Below are 22808 nucleotides of genomic sequence, written 5' to 3'. Positions count from 1 at the left end.
TTTACATGCATACTTCAACAACAAGTACCGTGCCTCTAGAGCCATGGACAATTGAACAATTACAGCAAGCCACTCATGGTTATTGGCTGAATGATAAAAAACCTGAAGGCAAGATTAAGCGGATTTTAACTGATTCCCGTCATGCCGAAGCAGGGGATGTTTTCCTAGCACTTAAAGGTGAGCGTTTTGATGCGCATGACTTTATTGCTCAAGTGGCTGAGAAGGGCTGTGGAATCGCAATTGTCAGTCGACCTGTTGATGCAAATATTTGCCAGCTAGTAGTTGAAGACACTCGTCTGGCACTGGGTCATTTTGGTGCTTATCGTCGTCAGCTAAATCCACAGCTCAAGGTCATTGCTTTGACAGGTAGTAGCGGTAAAACCACGACCAAAGAAATGCTGGGCAGTATCCTGTCGCGTCTGGCACCGACTTTAGTCACTCGCGGTAACCTGAATAATGATCTAGGTGTGCCAATGATGTTGCTGGAACTACGTACTGAACATCAGTATGCAGTGATGGAACTAGGTGCGAGCCATCAGGGTGAAATTGATTACACTTCCAATCTGGTACAGCCGCATGTGGCCGGTATCATTAATATTGGTACCGCACACTTAGGTGAGTTTGGTGGCCGTGATGGGATTTGTCGCGCCAAGTCTGAAATCTATTCGCATATTTCTGAAACTTCGATTGTGCCTGCAGCAGATGACTATGCCGAGCAGATCCGTGCAGCCGTCAAAACCGAGAAAACTTTGAGTTTTGGTCAGGGTGGTGACGTCTATGCAACTGACGTAGAACTACATCCGCAATCTGCGACTTTCACGCTAAATACACCACAAGGCACTAAAACCGTAAATCTACCATTTGCTGGTGAACACAATGTGCAAAACGCAACTGCAGCGGTGGCTTTTTCTTTGGCAATTGGCATTAGTCTGGATGATATCGTGGCTGGCCTTGAACAGGCTGTTGGTGCCAAAGGTCGTTTGAACTTTATTCCGCACAAAGATTTTTTATTTATTGATGATACCTATAATGCCAATCCAAGCTCGATGCGTGCAGCGGCTGAAGTTTTAGCGCAGCAGCAGGGTATTCGGGTGATGGTGGCCGGCGATATTGGTGAACTGGGTTCATCTGCTGCAATCGAGCATTATAAACTTGGTCGGGATCTGGTATCGGTCAAAGGCATTAATTTTGTGGTGGCTGTGGGTGAATTTGCTCCAGCTGCACAAGAAGGTGCACGTAGTACGCAATATGGTAAGAAAATGCAGGCTTTCCTGAATCAAGAGCAGGCTTTACCGTTTTTAATTGATTTGATTGAAACACATCATCCCCAGCCAATGTCTTTCCTGTTCAAGGGTTCACGTTTTACCCATATGGAAACATTGATGGCTGCATTGATGGAGAAACTCTAAATGCTGTTATGGCTATTTGATCATCTGGCGGGCTTTGATAGCACGTTTCAGGTGGTTCGTTATCTAACTTTACGTGCTTTGCTCAGCGTCTTGACCGCTATGACTATCGGTTTGGTCTTGGGTCCGATCATGATCCGTAAATTGCAGGCACTAAAATATGGTCAGGCAGTAAGTTCGTTTGCTCCTGAGAATCATGCCAAGAAAATGGGTACACCGACCATGGGTGGGGTGTTAATCCTGCTCTCGATCGGGATCTCCACCTTACTGTGGGCAGACCTGACGAATCCTTATGTCTGGATTGTGCTCTCGGTGATGGTGATTTTCGGCGCCGTGGGCTGGGCGGATGACTGGATTAAAATCCGTTATAAGGACAATGCCGGTTTACCTGCACGCAAGAAATTCTTTTGGACGTCTGTAGGTTCAATCGGTGCTGGTATTGCACTGTATGTGATCGCACAGCAGCAACCGAATCCGGTAGTGACTGCCAATATGCTGGATGTGCTGATTCCATTCTTTAAGGATCACACCATTCCATTGTCCGTGATTCCGTTGGGAATTGGTTTCATTATCTTCACTTACTTCGTGATTAATGGTGCATCCAATGCCGTAAACCTGACCGATGGTCTAGACGGTTTGGCGATCATGCCAATTGTTCTGGTTGCGGCAGGTTTAGGGGTATTTGCTTATCTGGCAGGCGATGTACGTTTTGCGAATTACCTGCATATTCCTTATGTGAAATATTCTTCTGAACTGGTGGTGATCTGCGCTGCGATGATCGGTGCCGGTCTGGCATTCCTCTGGTATAACGCTCATCCAGCCCAAGTCTTTATGGGTGATGTGGGTGCGTTATCTTTAGGTGCAATGCTGGGTACAATTGCCGTGATGGTGCGTCAGGAAATCGTGTTTGCGATTATGGCAGGTGTATTCCTGGTGGAAGCAATTTCTGTATTCTTGCAGATTGGTTCACTGCGGATGCGTAATAAACGCGTTTTCTTAATGGCACCTTTACATCACCATTATGAAAAGAAAGGCTGGCGTGAAACTCAAGTCGTCATTCGTTTCTGGATTATTACAATTATGCTGGTAGTTTTTGGCCTAATGACCTTAAAATTACGCTAAGAAATGCATTTGAAAAAGTCGGCGCATGCCGGCTTTTTTGTTTTGGAGAAATTAAAAAATGAACTTACTGATGTGTCCTGTTTGTCGTGAGCAGTTACGCTTAAATGAACGTACATGGCGCTGTGACAATCAGCATAGCTATGATGTGGCCAAGCAGGGTTATGTGAATTTGCATGTGGTGCAGCATAAACATAGTAAAAATCCGGGTGATACGCCTGAATCTGTGCAGGCACGCCGTGCATTTCTGAGTGCAGGTCACTATGCGCCTCTGCAACAGGCTGTGGTCAAGAAAATCCGTGAACTGCGGATTGAAAACTTGCTCGATATTGGTTGTGGCGAAGGTTATTACACCGATGCTATGCAGCAGGAAGTGATGCAATGTGTCGGCGTAGATATTGCCAAAAATGCAGTTCAGGTTGCAGCTAAACTGAATAAAGAAATTACCTGGGTGGTAGGGACAGGGGCGACCTTGCCAGTGCTGGATCAATCTATTGATCTGTGTACCAGCTTATTTAGCCCAATTCCGAAACAAGAAATCTTACGGGTATTAAAGGCAAAATCTTATTTGATGGTAGTGACGCCTGCACCACAACATTTGTACGCGATGCGGGAAGCCTTATTTGAGGAAGTGAAAGCACACGAGCCACATAAATTTGTTGAGAAGTTGCAGGATGCATTTAATCTGGTAAGTGAACAGGTGATTGATGCGCCAATGACTTTGGCTCAAGCAGATTTAAAAAACCTGATTGCTATGACTCCCTATGCTTATAAAGCTAAAGCTGAACGCCGTTTGGCACTTGAGCAGCAGGATCAATTTGATTTAATGGCCCAATTCCAGATTTATGTATTTCAGAAGAAATAAATTTAAAATCCAGAAATAAAAAATCCCTCAATAATGAGGGATTTTTTATTGGTTCAGATTATTCAATTTCTTCAATCAAGTTTTCCAAAGGATCCACCACCCGATTTGGCTGTGGTGGCTGGTCTCTTGGCGCCACTCTTTCATCATCCGGTATGCGGATTTCCTGATCAGGCAAATCTTCAAAATCATTGCTTTGTCGTTTAGGTGCTACAACCGGGGCAGGGCGATACAGAGGCGTCGCTAAAGGTGGAGAAGACGGATCATATTGTTCCTGCTCACCTTGCACTACTTTATTACGGTTAATTGGTGCTTTAGCATTACGATCCAGGCGAACCCAAGCTTCTGGTGTACCTTTTAAGGCATTCCCCATAAAGTCGGTCCAGATTGGTAAGGCTGCCACGCCACCGTATTCACGGCGACCTAAAGTTTTTGGCTGGTCGAAACCGACCCAGGCAACGGTGACTAGCTTGCCATTAAAACCTGCAAACCAGGCATCTTTAGCATCATTGGTGGTACCGGTTTTACCTCCAATATCGCTACGACCAATTCTTAAAGCAGCACGTCCTGTACCATGCTGAATCACATCACGCAGGATATTGGCCATATCATAAGCAGAACTAGATTTTAGAATACGTTCTGCCTGACGGTAATTACTGTCTTCAGCCGAGATTTTTGGTGTCTCTGGTTTCTGTGCTAAGGTTTTGTTATTGATTTGAATTGCTTCATCATCAGGAGTGAGCGCACCTGTTGGTTGAGGGCTTTCTTCCTGAGCATTAATACACGAGATGCAGGCATATTCAGGCTTAGCCTCAAAAATAGTCTTGCCATAGGAATCTTCGATCCGCGTAATAAAATGTGGCTGAATCCGATAACCGCCATTGGCGAACGTAGCATAACCAGTAGCCATTTGGATTGGTAAAACCTGAGGTGTACCTAGAGCAATGGTGTAGTTACGTGGAATCTGGTTATCCTGCAAGCCAAAATCCATAAATAACTGACGTGTACGCTCAATACCGACGGTTTGTAATAGGCGAACTGAAACCGTGTTACGTGACAGATATAAAGCACGACGTAAAGGAATCATCCCTAAATAACGACCATCCGAATTACGCGGACTCCATTTACCAATAGTAATCGGTGCATCATTGACCATGGTGTGTGGAGTCATACCACGTTCTAAAGCCAGAGCGTAAACGAAGGGTTTAATAGTTGAACCCGGCTGACGCCAGCCTTGAGTCGCACGGTTAAATTTGGATTGATAAAAATTATAACCACCGACAATGGCTTCAATCGCACCATTATTCGGGTTTAATGCAATTAATTGGCCCTGTACCTGAGGTGTTTGTACCAGTGCCCAGGAACTTTTATTCTCATTAGGTCTTAAACGAACAATATCTTTAACTTTAACAATCTGTGATGCTCTGCTTGGTGCAGCACCTACACTGTTTGCACTACGATAAGGACGAGCCCAGGACATGCCTGACCAAGGCACAGTTACGGTTGTACCATCCTGCATCGATGCTTCAAAGCTATTATTGTTGACCTTAGTCACTTCAGCAGGGTAAGTGTTGGCATAGACACGGAAATTTTGCAGGGGCTGATCATGAGCCTCAGCACCTCGCCAGCCATGACGACGATCATAAGCTTCTAAACCATCCTGTACCGCCTGTTCAGCATAAGCCTGACGTTCACTGTGGATCGTCGTGTAAACTTTATAACCTGAATCTATGGCCTGTTCACCAAAATTTTCTACCAGTTCAGAGCGAACCATTTCACCGACGTAGGGAAATTTGTTACGCGTACTGCGGTCAGGCATATCCAGTTTAATCGGTTCAGCAATGGCTTCCTGATATTGGCTTTGATTCAGATAACCCAATTGCAGCATACGACCTAAAATCCAGTTACGGCGTTCCAGTGCACGTTTAGGATTGGCCACCGGATTGTAGCGAGAAGGTGCTTTAGGAAGACCGGCGATCATTGCCATTTGCGCAATCGAAAGCTCATCTAAACTTTTGTTGTAATAGATTTTGGCTGCTGCCGCGATGCCGTAAGCATTTTTTCCCAAGAAAATTTTATTGACATATAAAGTCAGAATTTCTTCTTTACTTAAATTCTGTTCTATTTTACGTGCCAGGAAAATTTCAGTCAGCTTACGCTTTAAAGTACGTTCGGGACTTAAATAGTAGTTTTTGGCGACCTGCATGGTAATGGTCGAACCACCAGTCTGTACATCAGAGCCAGTAATGGTTTCACTGACTGCACGTCCTAAACCTTTAAAGCTGATCCCGCTGTGTTCGAAGAAACTAGAATCTTCTGCAGCGAGGAAGGCGTGAATAAATTCTTTCGGAATCTGTTCATAATTCACAGGAACAGAAAGCTTGCCACCATACTCTGCAATGAGCTTATTATCTGAGCTAAAAACTTGTAAAGGCTTTAATAAAGGTGCCTTTTTAAGCGTAGACATTTCAGGCAAAGATGGGGCAATATAGAGATACATGCCATAGAAACCCATCGGAATTGAGATCAAAATAATGATAATGATCAAAAAAAATGGATGAACAAGGCCTGAACAAGATAGCTTTTTCATAACAAGTAAGTTTTAATAAGAGCTAATGGCAAACTAATTACCGGTCAGTATATCCTTTAGATATACATATTGTTAGATGAGTTATTGTATCTGTATAAAATTATAGGCCGGCACAGATTGGTGAGTTTGTTTTTATTGGGGATAAAAAAATAATAGGAATTGTATTGTGCGCAGGTTATATCGTAAGCCAAATAAGGGGTTAATAGGAGTCGATATTAGTTCGACTTCTGTTAAAGTTTTAGAGCTCTCTGTAAAGAACGGTCGGTACTGGGTAGAAAGTTATGCTTTGGTCCCACTACCAGAAAGTAGTGTCGTTGAAAAAAACATTTTAAATCCAGAAGCGGTGGGTGATGCGTTGGGGCGTGCGATTAATTTGGCCAATACCCAGTCCAGTCAGTCAGCCTTTGCGATTCCAACTTCTATGGTCATCACCAAGATCATCGAAATGGATGCCGATATGTCGGATGATGAACGTGAAGTTCAGATTCGTGAAGATGCTGAGCAATATATTCCTTTCCCACTTGATGAAGCCAGCCTGGACTTTGAAGCTCTGCCAGACCGTTTAACCAATCCGAACCGGGTCAATGTCCTGTTGGTAGCAACCCGAATCGAAAATGTTGAAGCGCGTTCTGAAGTACTGCAAATTGCCAATCTCAATCCAAAAATTGCAGATGTCGAAAGTTTTGCATTAGAAAATGCATTCAAGGTGTTTTCGGATACCTTACCGATGGGAGTAAATACTGTCGGGATCCTGGATATTGGTCATAGTATGACGACCTTATCCGTCATGCAGAATAACAAGATCATTTATACCCGTGAGCAGGTTTTTGGTGGCAAACAGCTGACTCAGGAAATCCAGAACCGTTATGGATTGTCTTTTGAGGAAGCAGGACGTGCTAAAAAAACCCGTGCCTTACCCGATGATTATGATATCGAAGTGTTGGAACCTTTTCTAGATGCAGTCGTGCAGCAGGCAGCGCGTTCATTACAGTTCTTCTTCTCTTCATCTCAGTTTAACGAGATTGACCATATTTTATTGGCAGGGGGGAATGCCAATATTCCAGGCCTGGCAAAACTATTACAGCAAAAACTCGGCTACCGGGTCACGATTGCCAATCCGTTCCTGCAAATGGGCTTTTCTCCTCAAATTGATATTAAAAAAATTGAAAATGACGCGTCCTCACTCATGGTTGCATGTGGTTTGGCATTGAGGAGTTTTGATTAATGGCAAAGATTAACTTACTCCCTTGGCGCGATGAGCTAAGAATTAAAAGAAATAATGAATTTGTAGCGATTTGTGCAGGGGCACTTTTTCTAGGATTGGCAGCAGCAGGTTCAACCTGGTTCTATTACGATCAAAAACTTCAGGATCAGGAACAGGCCAATCAGCTGGTGATCAGTACTAACCAGAATCTGGATGTACAGCTGAAAGCATTGGATGGTTTACAAGACCAGCGTAATGCAATTGTTGAACGTATGAAGCTGATTCAGGGTTTACAGACTCAACGGCCGATCGCAGTTCACCTGATTGATGAAATTGTACGGGTCACACCAAGCAATATGTACATTACCAAATTCCAGCGTACCGGCGATAAATTCACCATTGAAGGTAAGGCGGAAAGTCCGAATACAGTGGCTGAATTGCTACGTAATCTGGAGGCTTCTACCTGGTATCGTAATGCATTTATGAATGCTTTCCTGGTTGCTGAAGAACCAAAAGATAAAGCGCCATCATCAGTGATTCCTCGAGTGGAAGAATCTTATGGCAGCTTTACGGTCACGGTTGATCTGGATCAAATCGCTGAGCCAACACTTAAAGAAGGACAAACACCAGCCACAACTACAGCGGAGGCATCATCATGAGTAATGACGGATTCGATGAATTAAGCCAAGACGTAGTGACTGTTCCTAGAAAAAAAATGACAGTTGAAAAGTTCTTTCAACAATTCAATACACTAGATCCAAATAATTATGGTAGCTGGCCATTATCAGTCAAAATTACCTGCTGGATATTTATTGTTATTCTGGTTTTTATGCTGGGGTATTTCGGGTTTATTCGCGGCAAGATAGAAGCAATTTCACAAGCCAGTGCTCAAGAACAAAACCTGTTAAATGAATTCCGGGAAAAGGAATCAAAGCTGCGTAATTTACAGCAGTATCAGATTCAGTTGCAGGAGATGGAAGCACGTTTTAATCAGCAATTGGAACAATTGCCGAAAGAAACTGAAATTCCTGGTCTAGTTGAAGATATTAACCTGAGTGGAGTGAACTCCGGACTGAAATTCAAAAATATTCGTCTGGAACCTGAAATCAAGCAGGAATTCTTTATTGAACAGCCAATCGCTATTGAAGCCACTGGGGATTATCATGCCTTTGGTTCTTTTGTGAGCAGTATTGCAGGACTTTCGCGCATCGTTACACTGCATGACTTCACCATTACAGGGACTGAAAATAAAGAAAAGAAATCTGAAATTCCTGTCATTGATTATGTGGTAAAAGCGAAAACCTATCGTTATGTTGGTAATGCAGATGCTTCATCTACTTCAGCCACAACTGATACGCAGGGAGCTCAGTAATGAATATCATTAAAATTACTTCAGCTTTAACGCTCGGATTTTTATTGGTGGGCTGTGAATCAAGAATTGATGCAGTCAATCAGGAAATGGCCAATATTCGTAATCAACCGCCATTACCGATTGAGCCGGCACCGGATTTTATTCCGACAGAAATGTTTAATTATGCAGCTCATCAGCTGAAAAGTCCTTTCCTGCCAAGCTCTTTAGCAGCCGAATTGAAAATTATGGCAGGTAAGCGGGTTTATCCAAACTTGTCACGCCAATTACAGCCTTTAGAGAGTTATCCATTGGAAACTTTAAGCATGAAAGGCAGTATGCGGAATCAGGCGGGGCAGATTCTGGCTTTGATTCAAACGCCTGATGGGGAAATTGAACGGATACAACGTGGCAGCTATATGGGACTTAATCACGGTCGTGTAACGAGAATTACACCGACACAGATTGACTTGATTGAGATTATTCCAGATGGCCGTGAGGGATATGTGGAACGTCCACGAAGTCTGGTTTTGATTGGGCCAGCGCCATAAGTTTTAAGGAATAAAAATGAATAAGAGTATTAAAGAATTTATTTTTGGGGATGCTAATACAATGAATCATGTGTTTCGTCAGTTTTCTATGGGAGCTGTCGCGATTGCTGTGATGCAAGCGGCTAGTGCGCAGGTTTCAATGACCAATGTGGTACCCATGCAGATTCCTGGACAGGGAACTGAAATCCGAGTGATGTTTAACGGTCTGCCACCTCAGCCTCAAGCTTATCAGCTTGAATCTCCATCACGCCTGATTCTGGATTTTAATGAGGCACAACAAAATCTAAAACAGTCTAGTATTCCAGTCGCAACTGCTGAAGCTAGTTCAGTGGATGTTAGCTCAGATACACAGCGTTCTCGACTGACAGTGAATCTTGCTAATGCAGGTGCATTTACGACGCGTGTGGAAGGCAATACCTTTATTTTAAAAATTAATTCTGCCACTCCAGTCTCTATTGCTCAGCCTGTACAACAGCAGGTCGCTCAAGGGATTACCAATATTGGTTTCCAGCGGGGGGCGCAAGGTGAAGGACTGGTGGTAATTGATCTGGCAGGTCAGAACACACCAGTCGATGTACAGCAGCAGGGAACCAAAGTGATTGTGCGGACTCTGGGCTCCAAGATTCCGGCACATTTGACCCGACGTTTGAATGTGAATGATTTTGCCACGCCCGTTTCAACCGTAGATGCAGTCAACCAGAATGGATCAGGCGTGATTACCATTCAGTCTGCGGAAAGCTATGAATATATGGCTTTCCAGACAGATAATAAGCTGACTATCAGTTTGAAGCGTCCAGAAGTTAAAGGGCCTTTACGTCCTAAATCAGTCGCTTATACAGGTAAGAAGATTTCTCTAGATTTTCAGGATATTGAAGTCCGTCGAGTTCTACAGTTATTAGCCGATTTTACCGATATCAATATGGTTGCTGCAGATAGCGTACAGGGTAATATTACCTTACGCCTCAAAGAAGTGCCTTGGGATCAGGCTTTAGATATTGTGTTAAAAACTAAAAATCTGGATAAACGCCGTAATGGTAATGTGATCTGGATTGCACCGGTGGCAGAACTAATTAAGGCTGAAGAAGAAGAAGCTAAGGCTTTAAAACAAAGCGTTGCACTTGCGCCAATTCAAACTGAATATATGCAACTCAGTTATGCAAAGGCAGCAGATATTGAAAAGCTGATTACTCAAAATAAAAGTGCATCAGGATCAGGTAATTCAAGTAATAGTACTAATAACGACGATAAAGAAAGTTTATTAAGTTCACGTGGTTCTGTGTCTGTTGATGCACGAACCAATACCATTATTGTAAATGATACTCAGCCTTTTATCGATAAAATCCGCAATATGGTGGACTTACTCGATGTGCAGGTGAAACAGGTAATGGTTGAAGCGCGTATTGTGCGGGCAACGACTGATTTTACCAAAGAGATGGGGGTAAAATGGGGGATTCTATCGCAAGGGGTTACAAATAATAATCATCTTCTTGTCGGTGGCAGCGATACAACCTTATGGGATTTAAGAACCCCTGAGTTGGATGAAGAATTGGGTGGATGGAAGTATGACATCCAAAGACCAGATAATCTAAATGTAGATTTAGGGGTAACCAGTGAAGGGGCTAGCCGTATTGCTTTTGGCTTAATTAGCCTTTCGGATTTTATGCTGGATCTTGAACTTTCTGCGCTACAGGCAGACGGTTATGGTGAAGTGATTTCTACGCCAAAAGTGCTCACTGCTGACAAGCAAAAAGCGACTGTGGCATCTGGTTCGCAAATTCCTTATCAGTCTTCAGAAGGTGGTGGTGCTAATGCAGTGTCGACTACAGAGTTTATTGATGCAACTTTAAGTTTGGACGTTACACCAAGTATTACGCCAGATGGCAAGGTGCAAATGGAGTTGAATATAACCAGTGACTCAGCAGGAAATCCGACACCAACTGGACAGTTAACCATTAATAAAAACCAGATCAATACTAATGTACTGGTTGATAATGGTGAAACAGTGGTGTTAGGTGGTATTTTTGAGCAAGAAACTCGAAATGCGCAAACTAAAGTTCCTTTCTTGGGTGATCTACCTTATTTAGGTCGTTTGTTCCGTAAAGATGTTAAATCAGATAACAAGCGTGAGTTGCTGATTTTTGTTACACCTCGAATTGTTAATGACAGTGTTTCAAGAAATCATTAATATATTTTGAATTTAACAAAATGAATAGGTGACTCCTTGCCAAGCAAAGAGTTTGAAACCCTGCCAAATATCTATTTGGTAGGGCCGATGGGGGCCGGTAAAACAACAGTAGGACGACATTTAGCAGAACTGTTAGGACGAGAATTTCTGGACAGCGATCATGAAATTGAGCGGAAAACAGGGGCTACGATTCCCTGGATCTTCGAAAAAGAGGGTGAAAAGGGTTTTCGTCATCGTGAAACTGTTGTAATTGATGAGTTAACCTCACGTCCACAGCTGGTACTTGCGACTGGTGGTGGTGCAATTACTCAGGCTCCTAATCGGGATTATTTAAAGCAGCGAGGCATCGTTGTTTATCTTTACACTCCAGTTGAAATTCAGCTTCAGCGAACCTATCGTGACAAAAACCGTCCCTTGTTACAAGTCGAAAATCCTGAACAGAAACTCAGAGATTTGCTTGCAGTACGGGATCCGTTATACCGGGAAGTCGCACATTACATCATTGAGACCAATCAGGGAGCTGCACGAGATTTGGCGCAGCGTATTCTGAATCTCATCCTTCCAAAAAAATAAGTTCAGTTGAAAAAGTGGTTATCCCCTCATGAAAACCTTATATGTCGAACTCGGTGAACGTCGTTACCCTATTTTTATTGGTAGTAACTTGAATCCTCAGGAATTGCTTGAGCCTTATATTCATGGCAAACAGGTGATGATTGTCAGTAATGATACGGTGGCACCACTCTATCTGGATCGCTATAAGGCTACATTGGAAAATTTGGGTAAAACTGTGGCGACCTGTATTTTGCCGGATGGTGAGAAATACAAAAATATTGAGCATCTAAACTTAATTTTTGATGCATTGCTTGAGGCAGGTTTTAATCGCGATTGTACAGTTCTAGCACTCGGTGGTGGGGTAATTGGAGATATGGCCGGCTTTGCTTCTGCCTGTTTCCAGCGTGGTGTCTATTTTATTCAGGTGCCAACAACGTTACTTTCTCAAGTGGATTCTAGTGTAGGAGGTAAAACCGGGATTAATCATCCACTGGGTAAAAACATGATTGGTGCTTTCCAGCAGCCACAAGTGGTGCTGGCAGATATGTCGCAGCTATCTACGCTGCCAGATCGTGAGCTATCTGCCGGTTTGGCTGAAGTGATTAAATATGCCTTGCTCGGTGATGAAGAATTTCTGGTCTGGTTAGAAGCCAATATGAAAGGTCTTATTGCTCGTGATGAGCAATTGCTGGCCGAAGCGGTTTATCGTTCTTGTGCGCATAAAGCCCGTATTGTAGCGAATGATGAAAAAGAGCAGGGTGAGCGTGCTTTACTTAATCTCGGTCATACTTTTGGTCATGCGATCGAGTCTTATCTGGGCTATGGTGAATGGCTGCACGGAGAAGCGGTAGCAACCGGTATGGTGATGGCAGCAGATTTATCCCATCGCGTGGGCTGGATTTCATTAGAAGACCTTGAGCGTACAAAAAAAATCATTTCTCGTGCGCAATTACCTATTGTTTGTCCTAAAATTCCACTTGACGATTTCCTGGCTTATATGGCTCACGACAAGAAAGTTTTAAATGGGCAGCTTCGTCTTGTATTATTGCAGCAACTTGGAAAAGCGGTCATTACTCGAGACTTTGATGTCGAGTTGATGCAACAGGCGATTTTAGCTCATCAGGCATAGGTTTAAATTTTTATGACAGCATTACGTACCCCTTGGCAAAAGATTCAGCATTACTTCTGGCTGGTCTGTGGCGTATGCTGTCTATTTGCTGCCTTGGTTTTTTGGGCTATCACTGATACAGATGAAGTTGTAGAAGTAGAGAAGAAGCCGGAAACCGAAGTTGAATTACAGATTCAACCGGAAAAAGTGGCCTCAATGACCCATCTTGGTGCACTTTCTGATGAAGTTAAACCTCTTGATCTCAATACTCGCATTGTTGTCAATGTTAGCCATGAGCCTGAATTCCGTGGAACCAAATATATTGGTGAAGTAAAGAAACAGCATGCGATTGAGTTATTTCGAGTAGGTAATGAAGCCATTCTAAAAACCTTCCTGAAAAAGCAGCAGGATCGTAAGCCTTTTGTTTATTTAAGGCTTTCAGGTGAGAACCAGCCTGAACAATATGTATTGTTATATGGTTTGTATAAAACCGCAGCAGAAGCTCAACAGGCTTTATCAGCGCTCAACCTCAATCTGCCTAAATCCGTCCAGCCTAAAGTTGTGGCCATGCAACAATATGCCAGTCTGGTCAACAGTATGGGTTCGGAAGAACTGACAAGTAATCAAAAACTTTATGAAATTCAGTTGAAAAATGTACCTTTACCGAAAGTTGATGAATCCGTACAGATAAGACCGAAAGTTCAACCTTCAGCGCCTGTGGTCACTCCTAAAGAAAGCACCACAAGTACCACGATTGTTCGTCGTGATCAGGAAGGTAATGTAGTGGATGTACAGAAATCTCAAAGTCATGTCGAAGGAAGTCCGCGCTCATCAAATGGCAATTCTCGACCTCAAGAAAACGAGATTAGTGATCCATTTAACTAGGCCGGTCTAAAATAGCGCACAGACACTTTATCTTTATTATAAATGTGCGCTTTTGGTGCAAAAAATACGCACCATAAATAATCATAATTTTCCTTTTGTAGGCTAAATCTTTGTCATTTGTGTTGTTTTGATTTTTGCTCCTTAAGTTGGCATGAAATTTGCTTTATTGGTGCATGAATTGAATTAATCTCCCTGTTTTGGCGCGAAAATGATTCGATGAATAGGCGTAATTGTCATCTTTGTTGCTTATTTTTATCTTATCCATCAGCAAAATGAATGTTATTTTTCATGCATTCCGTCTGAAAAAGGATTATGTTGAAAAGATACTCAATGATATTTTGCTCTATAAAGCTGCTTAGCTTGCGGAGCAAATCAGACAGTCACGCACAGCAGAATTTAGATTGTTTAATAGCCTATCGGGCTTAGTGAAAAGAAGGGTACGCTATGCACATGCCATCGCCTAATAATGTAGCTCCCGCTCAAGGTTTATACCAACCGGATGAGTTTAAAGATAACTGTGGTTTCGGTTTGATCGCCCATATGCAGGGTGATGCCAGTCATGATCTGGTCAAGACCGCAATTCATAGTCTAAGTTGTATGACCCACCGTGGCGGTATTGCTGCTGATGGCAAGACCGGTGATGGTTGTGGTCTATTGCTGGCAATGCCTAAAGAATTCTTCCGTGAAGAGGCCAAACGCTTAAGCGACATTACCTTAAGTGAGATTTTTGCTGTGGGTACAGTATTCCTGAATCTGGATCCAGCATTAGCCGCACATGCAAAACAAGTCCTGACGAAAGAAATTGAAGAAGAAGGCTGTCGTGTTATCGCATGGCGTGTTGTACCGACGAATAATGATGCGCTTGGTGAGATTGCAATGCAGTCTCTACCAGCTTTTGAACAGGTGATTGTTAACTGCCCAATCGGTGTGACTGAGGTTGAATTCAACCGTAAATTGTTCCTTGCGCGTCGTCGTGCTGAACAGCAGTTAACCAGTGATCCATACTTCTATGTGACGACCTTATGCTCAACTGTAATCAGCTATAAAGGTCTGATGATGCCGGCAGCCATTGCTGACTTCTATACTGACCTGGCTGATGAGCGTCTGGCATCACATATCGTGGTTTTCCATCAACGTTTCTCTACCAATACATTGCCACGCTGGCCACTGGCTCAGCCATTCCGTTACCTGGCACATAATGGTGAGATCAACACTATTACGGCTAACCGTAACTGGGCAATGGCGCGTACGCCTAAATTTGAAAACCCATTACTGCCAGGTCTGACTGAGCTGAATCCAATCGTAAACCGTACTGGTTCAGATTCATCTAGTCTGGATAACATGCTGGAAATTCTAGTGGGTGGCGGTATGGATCTGTTCCGTGCACTACGTATGCTGGTTCCACCTGCTTGGCAGAACGTTGAAACGCTTGATGCTGATTTACGTGCATTCTATGAGTTCAACTCTAAACATATGGAAGCATGGGATGGCCCTGCAGGTTTAGTTATCCAAGACGGCCGTCATGCGATCTGTATGCTGGATCGTAACGGCTTGCGTCCGGCACGTTGGGTCATCACTAAAAATGGCTACATTACACTGGCTTCAGAAATCGGTGTATGGGGCTATGAACCTGAAGATGTTATTTCTAAAGGACGTGTGGGTCCTGGCCAAATGCTGGTGATCGATACTTATACTGGTAAAGTGCTAGACACTCAGGATGTGAATAATCACTTGAAACGTATGCGTCCGTACCGTGAATGGTTGCGTGAAAATGCTGTACGTCTACAAGGTAGCCCTGAACTGGAAGAATATCTATGTGAGCGAGGCTTAAAAGGTGACAACCTGAAAGCGGCACAGAAAATGTTCATGGTAACTTTCGAAGAACGTGACCAGTTACTGCGTCCAATCGCTGAAAGCGGTCAGGAAGCTGTAGGTTCTATGGGTGATGATACCCCGATGGCGGTTCTGTCACGTCAGGTACGTCATGTTTCAGACTATTTCCGTCAGCAGTTCGCACAGGTAACCAACCCGCCAATCGATCCATTACGTGAATCGATTGTGATGTCGCTAGAAACCTGTTTAGGTCGTGAACAAAACGTTTTTGAACAGGGCCCCGAACATGCAGACCGTCTGATTATTTCGAGTCCGGTCCTGTCTAACTCAAAAATGCATCAGATCCGCACGCTAGGCCGTACAGGTTATGAGATTGCGGATATTGATCTGAACTATGCTGAAACCGAAGGCTTAGAAGCTGCGATTGCTCGTATTTGCGAAGGATCAGCGCAAGCGATTCGTGACGGCAAAACTTTATTGGTACTTTCAGACAAGAAAATCCGTGAAGGTTTCTTGCCAGCCAATGCTGTGATGGTCACTGGTGCAGTACACCATCATCTGATCAATACTGGCCTACGTACTGATGCGAACCTGATTGTTGAAACCGGTTTTGCACGTGATCCACACCAATTTGCCGTTCTGCTTGGCTTTGGTGCGACAGCAATTTATCCGTACCTGGCATATGACGTGATCAATGATCTGGTGGCTAAAGGTGAATTGCTGGGTGATCCAGTATATGCCCAAAACAATTTCCGTAAGGGGATTGAAAAAGGCTTGCTGAAAGTCCTGTCTAAGATGGGTATTTCAACTGTGGCTTCTTACCGTGGCGGTCAGCTGTTTGAAGCAGTTGGCCTATCCAATGAAGTTGTGAACAAATGCTTCGTAGGTGTTCCGAGTCGTATTCAGGGTGCAACTTTTGCTGACCTTGAAAATGACCAGAAGCAACTGGCAGATTTAGCCTGGAAAAACCGTAAGCCAATTGATCAGGGCGGTATGCTGAAATTCGTCTTCGGCAAGGAATACCATGCGTTTAACCCGGATGTGATTAACTCACTGCATAAAGCAGTACGTTCTGGTAATTATGCTGACTTTAAAGAATATGCAGAGCTGGTAAACAATCGTCCGATTGCAACCATCCGTGACTTGTTCAAGCTGAAAACTGACAATTCAATTCCGGTGGATCAGGTTGAGTCTGTAGAGGATATCTTGCCTCGTTTTGACTCTGCGGGGATGTCTTTGGGTGCCTTATCTCCTGAAGCACACGAAGCCATTGCGATTGCCATGAACACTATCGGTGGTCGTTCTAACTCTGGTGAGGGCGGTGAAGATCCAGCGCGTTATGGCACGATTCGTAACTCGAAAATCAAACAGATTGCATCAGGTCGTTTTGGTGTAACTCCTGCTTACTTAACATCAGCGGAAGTACTGCAGATTAAAGTGGCTCAAGGTGCGAAACCGGGTGAAGGCGGTCAGTTGCCAGGTGGTAAAGTGAATGGCTTGATTGCCCGTTTACGTTATTCAGTTCCGGGCGTGACCCTGATTTCGCCACCACCACACCATGATATCTACTCAATTGAAGATTTATCACAGTTGATCTTTGACTTGAAACAAGTTAATCCACAAGCGATGGTATCGGTGAAACTGGTATCTGAACCGGGTGTAGGTACGATTGCGGCAGGTGTTGCGAAAGCGTATGCCGATTTCATTACCATTTCTGGTTATGACGGTGGTACAGCAGCATCTCCATTGTCTTCGATTCACCATGCGGGTTCTCCATGGGAATTAGGTTTAAGTGAAGCGCATCAAGCACTTCGTGTAAACGACCTGCGTGGCAAAGTACGCGTTCAGACTGATGGTGGTTTAAAAACTGGTCTTGACGTGGTAAAAGCAGCGATCTTGGGTGCAGAAAGCTTTGGCTTCGGTTCGACTCCAATGATTGCTTTAGGCTGTAAATACCTGCGTATCTGTCACTTGAATAACTGTGCGACCGGTGTTGCGACTCAGCAGGATCATCTGCGCCAAGAGCACTACATCGGTGAACCTCAAATGCTGATCAACTTCTTCACTTTCATTGCTGAAGAAACTCGCGAATGGTTGGCTGCATTGGGTGTATCTAGCCTGAAAGACCTGATCGGTCGTACCGACTTGCTGGAAATCTTGCCAGGTGAAACTGACAAACATGCTCACCTTGATCTGAGCAAACTGCTAGAGTCACATCCAGCAGCAGAAGGTAAAGCACAGTACTGTGAAGTACAGGGTAATGAACCATTCGATAAAGGTATTCTGGCTGAGAAGATGGTAGAAGAAATTCTTCCAGCAATCGAAGCAGGTACAGGTGGTGAATACAGCTTTACCGTAGGTAACTGTGACCGTTCGATTGGTGCACGTTTGTCAGGTGAAATTGCCAAACGTTATGGCAACCTGAGTATGGAAGCACATCCCGTTAAAGTAAATCTGACTGGTACAGCGGGTCAGTCACTCGGTGTTTGGAATGCCGGTGGTCTGCACATTAGTCTTGAAGGTGATGCGAACGACTACGTGGGTAAAGGTATGGCTGGTGGCCGTATCTCGATCTTCCCGCCAAAAGGTTCTCCGTTCCAGACCCAAAATACTGCCATCATTGGTAACACCTGTCTGTATGGTGCGACTGGTGGTAAATTGTTTGCTGCGGGTACTGCAGGTGAGCGTTTTGCAGTTCGTAACTCAGGTGCCTTTGCCGTGATTGAGGGTGCAGGCGATCACTGCTGTGAATACATGACTGGCGGTATCGTGACAGTCCTAGGTAAAGTAGGCCATAACTTCGGTGCAGGTATGACCGGTGGTTTCGCTTATGTATTGGACCTGGACAATGATTTCGTAGATCATTACAACCATGAGTTGATTGAGCTGAACCGTATCTCAACTGAAGCGATGGAGGAACATCAGACCTTCTTGCTTCGCATTTTAGATGAACATATTGCAGAAACAGGTAGTGCTTGGGCGTACAAGATCCGCCATGAGTTTGATTTCTATAGTCGTAAGTTCTGGCTGGTAAAACCAAAAGCAGCTAACTTATTGACCTTGTTGAAAACAACTCAAGCTGATCCACAATAATTCCACTACTGCAGATATAGGCAGACCTAAGGTAATGCGAATAAAGCCTTGGGTCTACCCACGGAGAGAGAGATGGCAGAGCGCCTAAATAATGACTTTCAATTCCTGGATGTCGCACGCCAAGATCCAGAGAAAAAAGAGATTGACGTCCGCAAAGCAGAATTTGTGGAAATTTATAAACCTTTCACAACAGAAGTGGCTGCAAATCAGTCACATCGTTGTCTAGGTTGTGGTAATCCGTACTGTGAATGGAAATGTCCGGTTCATAACTACATTCCAAACTGGTTAAAGTTACTTGCAGAAGGCCGTATTTTCCAGGCAGCAGAACTATGTCACCAGACCAATACTTTGCCAGAAGTCTGTGGCCGTGTTTGTCCTCAAGATCGTCTATGTGAAGGTGCTTGTACCTTAAATGATGGTTTTGGTGCAGTCACAATTGGTAATGCTGAAAAATATATCAATGACACTGCTTTCGCCTTAGGCTGGCGTCCAGACATGTCTCATGTGAAATGGACTGATAAAAAAGTAGCCATCATTGGTGCGGGTCCTGCTGGTTTAGGCTGTGCTGATATTCTGGTACGTAATGGTGTGAAGCCAGTTGTATTTGATAAACGTCCTGAAATTGGTGGTCTGCTGACTTTCGGTATCCCAGAATTCAAGATGGAAAAAGACGTGATGAAACGCCGTCGTGAAATCTTCACGGGTATGGGGGTTGAATTCCGTCTGAATACTGAAATTGGTACCGATGTCACCATCGATCAGTTACTCGCTGACTACGATGCTGTCTTTATGGGTATGGGAACATACACTTATATGAAAGGTGGCTTTGCTGGTGAAGATCTGGATGGTGTGTATGATGCACTGGATTTCCTGATTGCTAACGTGAACCGTTGCCAGGGTTGGGAAAAAGACCCATCAGAATACATCAGCGTTGAAGGCAAAAAAGTGATTGTCCTGGGTGGTGGTGATACTGCGATGGACTGTAACCGTACTTCAATCCGTCAAGGTGCTGAGTCAGTGGTTTGTGCTTATCGTCGTGATGAAGCGAACATGCCGGGTTCACGTCGTGAAGTAAAAAATGCGCGTGAAGAAGGCGTGGAATTCCAGTTCAACCGTCAACCTATCGAAATCGTGGGTGAAAATGGCAAAGTGACTGGCGTAAAAGTGGTAACGACTCAACTGGGTGAACCAGACAGCCGTGGCCGCCGTAGTCCGGAACCAATTCCAGGTTCAGAAGAAATTCTACCTGCAGATGCAGTATTGCTGGCATTTGGTTTCCGTACTAGCCCAGCAGACTGGTTTACTGATGTAGAAATCAACCTGGATGGTTCAGGCCGCGTACTTGCAGCTGCACAGCAGCAGTACAAATTCCAGACTTCAAATCCAAAAATCTTCGCTGGTGGTGATATGGTCCGTGGTTCTGACCTGGTCGTGACTGCGATCTGGGAAGGTCGTCAGGCTGCAGAAGGTATTCTAGATTATCTTAATGTTTAATCTACTTTAGTTCTGCATTTCAAAAAACCCGCTACTGCGGGTTTTTTAATCTTTAATTATTTCCAAACTTAAAATAGGAAGCATTAAAAAGATTATAAAAAGTAACAAAACTTTAGAAAATACTGTTTAAAATCAAATTAATTAAATAAATATCAATAAAGAATTGAGGATAAAAGATGGTCCCTGAATTAAAAAAATCTTTCATTGCTCTGATGTTAGCCAGTACCCTGACACTTACAGGTTGTGGCTATAACACCTTACAAGTCAAGGATGAGGCAGTAACTGCGGCATGGTCTGAAGTGCAGAACCAGTATCAGCGCCGTGCTGACTTGGTGCCGAATCTGGTCAATGTCGTCAAAGGCTATGCGGCGCATGAAGAGCAGGTATTGACTGAAGTGACTCAGGCACGTGCCAATGTTGCAGGTTTGAAAGTCGATCGTGAAGTGCTGGAAGATCCTGAACTGTTCCAGCGTTATCAGGAAGCTCAGGCACAAATGACGAGTGCTTTGTCACGTTTACTAGCAGTAACTGAAAATTATCCTGATCTGAAAGCCAATGAGCAGTTCCGTGATCTGCAGGTACAACTTGAGGGTACTGAAAACCGTATTGCGGTAGCACGTAACCGCTATATTACCACTGTACAAGATTTTAACTCTTATGCACGTCAGTTCCCGCAGGTAATGACGGCCAAAGTCATTGGGATGGATACCAAGCCAAACTTTAGTGCAGAGCAGAGTGCGCAACAGGCACCTAAGGTTTCATTTGACTAAGCTTAATCTTGGGTAATCTGCTAATAAGGTGGCTGCAATGATGCATATAAGCGCTGTAAAACTTTGTACAGGGATATTTCTTAGCCTCATTATGAGCCTGATGAACCCTGCTTGGAGTGAAACAGCAACGGCAACCGATACAGAAGAAATCATTGTTGCACGTGAAATTTTGCAGCCTAAAACGAATACTACGGATCAAAATGTAGAATCTGCAGCTACAGCACCGCGGCCCCAAATTGCCAATGATATGGCAGAAGGTCAGGTTCAGCGCGACTTGCCCAGCATGAATGAGCCAGTCATTGATCAGGCAAATTTATTAACGGCAGCAGAAAAACAGCAACTTAGTCAACGAATCATTAACCTCTATCAGGCAGGTAAGGCTCAGATCGGCGTGGTAATTGTACCTACCACGGGTCAGGAAGATATTTTTGACTATTCCATGCGTGTGGCAGATCGCTGGCAACTAGGATCAAAAGAGCATGATAATGGTCTGTTAATGACCATTGCGGTAAATGATCATCGTATTCAGATTTTAACTGGATATGGGTTGGAAGGCGTTCTGCCAGATATTGTGGCTGGACGGATTATTAATAACAAAATTACACCTTTGTTTAAGCAGGGTCAGTATGCGCAAGGGATAGATGCTGGGCTGGCAGAAATTGAGCGTATTCTAAATCTGGATCCAGAAATTGCAGCTCAAGCAGCAGCTGAGCTTAAAGAACGTCAGGAGCAGGCTTACAAAGCGCAACAGGCCTCTCAAGCGACTTTTGGTTCGGTTGTTTTTATTATCGTCGCTGGTGTCATTGGTTCCATGATTTTTGGCAGGAAGTTGAGTGCGGCCACTGCTGCAGTAGCGGGTACCGCAGCCGGGTTAGTCAATGGTATGGGATTGGTCGCTAGCCTATTAATTGGTGCTGGAGTTTTCTTTTTGCTCGTGACCTCACTTGCTCAGTTAATCCTGCATGCCTTTATGGCAGGTGGAGGCCGTGGCGGTGGTAGTGGGCGTGGTGGTTTTGGAGGCGGCGGCTTCGGTGGAGGCGGCGGTGGTTTTGGTGGGGGAGGAGCATCAGGTTCATGGTAACAACAACAGATACGACAGAAATTGTCACGCAGCCTAAGCTGGAAGAACATGCCCAACCAAGTTTTAAGCGCTGGCTTAAGCACTTCTGTTATATGCCAGCAACCAAGCGGTTTTTCTCCAAGCAGGATCAGCATGCCATTGCATTAGCTGTAGAAGAAGCCGAGCATGGGCATGTGGGGGAAATTCAGGTCGTGATTGAAGGATCTTTACCTTCTCGTTCTGCTTATTATCAGGATACGCTCTGCCGTGCGCGACAGTTATTTGCTGAGATTGGGGTTTGGGATACCGAATATAACAGTGGGGTACTGCTGTATTTGAACCTCTGCGAGCATAAGGTAGAAATTGTGATTGACCGTGGAATTAAAAATGCAACGACCCAGCAAGTCTGGGATGAAATCTGCCAAAATATTATTCAGCATTTAGTCCAGCAGAAGTTTAAAGAAGGTGTAATTGAAGGGGTTAAGCAGATTGGAGAAGTGCTAGATCAGTACTATGACCGTAAAATAGATGATTTAGAAAATGAATTGGGGAATAAACCGATTATTCTGGGGTGATTTTAGGCAACTAACTGACAATTTTTGTCAGTTAGTTACACAAAATAAAACACAATGATTACAAAAATAAAAAATATTTTTTTAAAGTGCTGTTTTTTCTGTCAAAATTATTATAATAAAACTTGGCACACTTAGTGCTTAATATAAAATTAAGCTAAATGAGCTTTTTCTTC

Annotated in this window: 17 protein-coding genes; 16 read left to right on the top strand and 1 reads right to left on the bottom strand. The window is 43.9% G+C overall.

Going from position 1 to position 22808, the window contains the following annotated elements:
• Positions 1 to 5 precede the first annotated feature (5 nt).
• From murF to RJ01_RS00715, 3 genes are read left to right on the top strand one after another with little or no spacing between them, the layout of a single operon-like run.
• A complete protein-coding gene (gene murF, locus RJ01_RS00725; protein WP_034169734.1) occupies positions 6 to 1409 on the top strand; it encodes a UDP-N-acetylmuramoyl-tripeptide--D-alanyl-D-alanine ligase in 1404 nt (467 codons plus the stop codon).
• Positions 1410 to 2528: a phospho-N-acetylmuramoyl-pentapeptide-transferase gene (gene mraY, locus RJ01_RS00720; protein ID WP_034169733.1), complete on the top strand. Its 1119-nt coding sequence runs from the start codon at positions 1410 to 1412 to the stop codon at positions 2526 to 2528.
• Between the two features lie 58 nt (positions 2529 to 2586).
• Positions 2587 to 3390, top strand: coding sequence for a putative RNA methyltransferase (locus RJ01_RS00715; RefSeq protein WP_034169732.1), 804 nt, complete (start codon positions 2587 to 2589; stop codon positions 3388 to 3390).
• Positions 3391 to 3448: 58 nt separating this feature from the next.
• Here the strand turns inward: RJ01_RS00715 and ponA are convergent, their stop codons facing one another.
• Positions 3449 to 5977 carry a penicillin-binding protein PBP1a gene (gene ponA / locus RJ01_RS00710; protein ID WP_034169731.1) on the bottom strand — a complete coding sequence of 843 codons (2529 nt, stop codon included), beginning with the start codon at positions 5975 to 5977 and terminating at the stop codon, positions 3449 to 3451.
• A gap of 166 nt (positions 5978 to 6143) precedes the next feature.
• On the opposite strand from ponA, the gene RJ01_RS00705 reads away from it, so the two are divergent.
• From RJ01_RS00705 to RJ01_RS00645, 13 genes are all read left to right on the top strand, one after another.
• Positions 6144 to 7202, top strand: a complete 1059-nt coding sequence (locus tag RJ01_RS00705; RefSeq protein WP_034169730.1) for a pilus assembly protein PilM — start codon at positions 6144 to 6146, stop codon at positions 7200 to 7202.
• The gene (locus RJ01_RS00700) at positions 7202 to 7840 is read left to right on the top strand and encodes a PilN domain-containing protein (RefSeq protein WP_034169729.1); all 639 of its coding nucleotides are present in this window, start codon (positions 7202 to 7204) and stop codon (positions 7838 to 7840) included. Before RJ01_RS00705 ends, RJ01_RS00700 begins: the two co-directional genes overlap by 1 nt.
• Positions 7837 to 8553 carry a type 4a pilus biogenesis protein PilO gene (locus tag RJ01_RS00695; RefSeq protein WP_034169728.1) on the top strand — a complete coding sequence of 239 codons (717 nt, stop codon included), beginning with the start codon at positions 7837 to 7839 and terminating at the stop codon, positions 8551 to 8553. Before RJ01_RS00700 ends, RJ01_RS00695 begins: the two co-directional genes overlap by 4 nt.
• A complete protein-coding gene (locus RJ01_RS00690) occupies positions 8553 to 9080 on the top strand; it encodes a pilus assembly protein PilP (RefSeq protein ID WP_034169727.1) in 528 nt (175 codons plus the stop codon). The genes RJ01_RS00695 and RJ01_RS00690 overlap by 1 nt, the downstream gene beginning before the upstream one ends.
• 16 nt (positions 9081 to 9096) lie before the next feature.
• The gene (pilQ, locus tag RJ01_RS00685) at positions 9097 to 11265 is read left to right on the top strand and encodes a type IV pilus secretin PilQ family protein (RefSeq protein WP_034169726.1); all 2169 of its coding nucleotides are present in this window, start codon (positions 9097 to 9099) and stop codon (positions 11263 to 11265) included.
• Between the two features lie 36 nt (positions 11266 to 11301).
• The gene (gene aroK, locus RJ01_RS00680; protein WP_005233593.1) at positions 11302 to 11838 is read left to right on the top strand and encodes a shikimate kinase AroK; all 537 of its coding nucleotides are present in this window, start codon (positions 11302 to 11304) and stop codon (positions 11836 to 11838) included.
• 28 nt (positions 11839 to 11866) lie between these two features.
• Positions 11867 to 12946 carry a 3-dehydroquinate synthase gene (gene aroB, locus RJ01_RS00675; protein ID WP_034169725.1) on the top strand — a complete coding sequence of 360 codons (1080 nt, stop codon included), beginning with the start codon at positions 11867 to 11869 and terminating at the stop codon, positions 12944 to 12946.
• A gap of 12 nt (positions 12947 to 12958) precedes the next feature.
• Positions 12959 to 13810, top strand: coding sequence for a hypothetical protein (locus RJ01_RS00670; protein WP_034169724.1), 852 nt, complete (start codon positions 12959 to 12961; stop codon positions 13808 to 13810).
• Between the two features lie 450 nt (positions 13811 to 14260).
• On the top strand, positions 14261 to 18736 hold the full coding sequence (gene gltB / locus RJ01_RS00665; protein ID WP_171248442.1) for a glutamate synthase large subunit: 4476 nt from the start codon (positions 14261 to 14263) through the stop codon (positions 18734 to 18736).
• Between the two features lie 72 nt (positions 18737 to 18808).
• Positions 18809 to 20230 (top strand): FAD-dependent oxidoreductase, encoded by a 1422-nt coding sequence (locus tag RJ01_RS00660; protein ID WP_034169722.1) that lies wholly within the window; start codon positions 18809 to 18811, stop codon positions 20228 to 20230.
• Between the two features lie 176 nt (positions 20231 to 20406).
• Positions 20407 to 21000, top strand: a complete 594-nt coding sequence (locus tag RJ01_RS00655; protein ID WP_034169721.1) for a LemA family protein — start codon at positions 20407 to 20409, stop codon at positions 20998 to 21000.
• Positions 21001 to 21037: 37 nt separating this feature from the next.
• The gene (locus RJ01_RS00650) at positions 21038 to 22081 is read left to right on the top strand and encodes a TPM domain-containing protein (RefSeq protein WP_152606021.1); all 1044 of its coding nucleotides are present in this window, start codon (positions 21038 to 21040) and stop codon (positions 22079 to 22081) included.
• Positions 22075 to 22635 (top strand): TPM domain-containing protein, encoded by a 561-nt coding sequence (locus tag RJ01_RS00645; protein ID WP_034169720.1) that lies wholly within the window; start codon positions 22075 to 22077, stop codon positions 22633 to 22635. Before RJ01_RS00650 ends, RJ01_RS00645 begins: the two co-directional genes overlap by 7 nt.
• Positions 22636 to 22808 lie beyond the last annotated feature (173 nt).

The organism is Acinetobacter sp. YZS-X1-1 (genome assembly GCF_000804305.1).
In the GTDB taxonomy this organism is placed as follows: Bacteria; Pseudomonadota; Gammaproteobacteria; order Pseudomonadales; family Moraxellaceae; genus Acinetobacter; species Acinetobacter variabilis.
This window is presented reverse-complemented; position numbering and strand designations above follow the sequence as displayed.

What these genes read in the sequence shown, in the direction of transcription:
- murF (WP_034169734.1), top strand. Translation starts at nt 6, where the DNA reads ATGCATACTTCAACAACAAGTACCGTGCCTCTAGAGCCATGGACAATT.
- mraY (WP_034169733.1), top strand. Translation starts at nt 1,410, where the DNA reads ATGCTGTTATGGCTATTTGATCATCTGGCGGGCTTTGATAGCACGTTT.
- RJ01_RS00715 (WP_034169732.1), top strand. Translation starts at nt 2,587, where the DNA reads ATGAACTTACTGATGTGTCCTGTTTGTCGTGAGCAGTTACGCTTAAAT.
- ponA (WP_034169731.1), bottom strand. Translation starts at nt 5,977, where the DNA reads ATGAAAAAGCTATCTTGTTCAGGCCTTGTTCATCCATTTTTTTTGATC.
- RJ01_RS00700 (WP_034169729.1), top strand. Translation starts at nt 7,202, where the DNA reads ATGGCAAAGATTAACTTACTCCCTTGGCGCGATGAGCTAAGAATTAAA.
- RJ01_RS00695 (WP_034169728.1), top strand. Translation starts at nt 7,837, where the DNA reads ATGAGTAATGACGGATTCGATGAATTAAGCCAAGACGTAGTGACTGTT.
- RJ01_RS00690 (WP_034169727.1), top strand. Translation starts at nt 8,553, where the DNA reads ATGAATATCATTAAAATTACTTCAGCTTTAACGCTCGGATTTTTATTG.
- pilQ (WP_034169726.1), top strand. Translation starts at nt 9,097, where the DNA reads ATGAATAAGAGTATTAAAGAATTTATTTTTGGGGATGCTAATACAATG.
- aroB (WP_034169725.1), top strand. Translation starts at nt 11,867, where the DNA reads ATGAAAACCTTATATGTCGAACTCGGTGAACGTCGTTACCCTATTTTT.
- RJ01_RS00670 (WP_034169724.1), top strand. Translation starts at nt 12,959, where the DNA reads ATGACAGCATTACGTACCCCTTGGCAAAAGATTCAGCATTACTTCTGG.
- gltB (WP_171248442.1), top strand. Translation starts at nt 14,261, where the DNA reads ATGCCATCGCCTAATAATGTAGCTCCCGCTCAAGGTTTATACCAACCG.
- RJ01_RS00660 (WP_034169722.1), top strand. Translation starts at nt 18,809, where the DNA reads ATGGCAGAGCGCCTAAATAATGACTTTCAATTCCTGGATGTCGCACGC.
- RJ01_RS00655 (WP_034169721.1), top strand. Translation starts at nt 20,407, where the DNA reads ATGGTCCCTGAATTAAAAAAATCTTTCATTGCTCTGATGTTAGCCAGT.
- RJ01_RS00650 (WP_152606021.1), top strand. Translation starts at nt 21,038, where the DNA reads ATGATGCATATAAGCGCTGTAAAACTTTGTACAGGGATATTTCTTAGC.
- RJ01_RS00645 (WP_034169720.1), top strand. Translation starts at nt 22,075, where the DNA reads ATGGTAACAACAACAGATACGACAGAAATTGTCACGCAGCCTAAGCTG.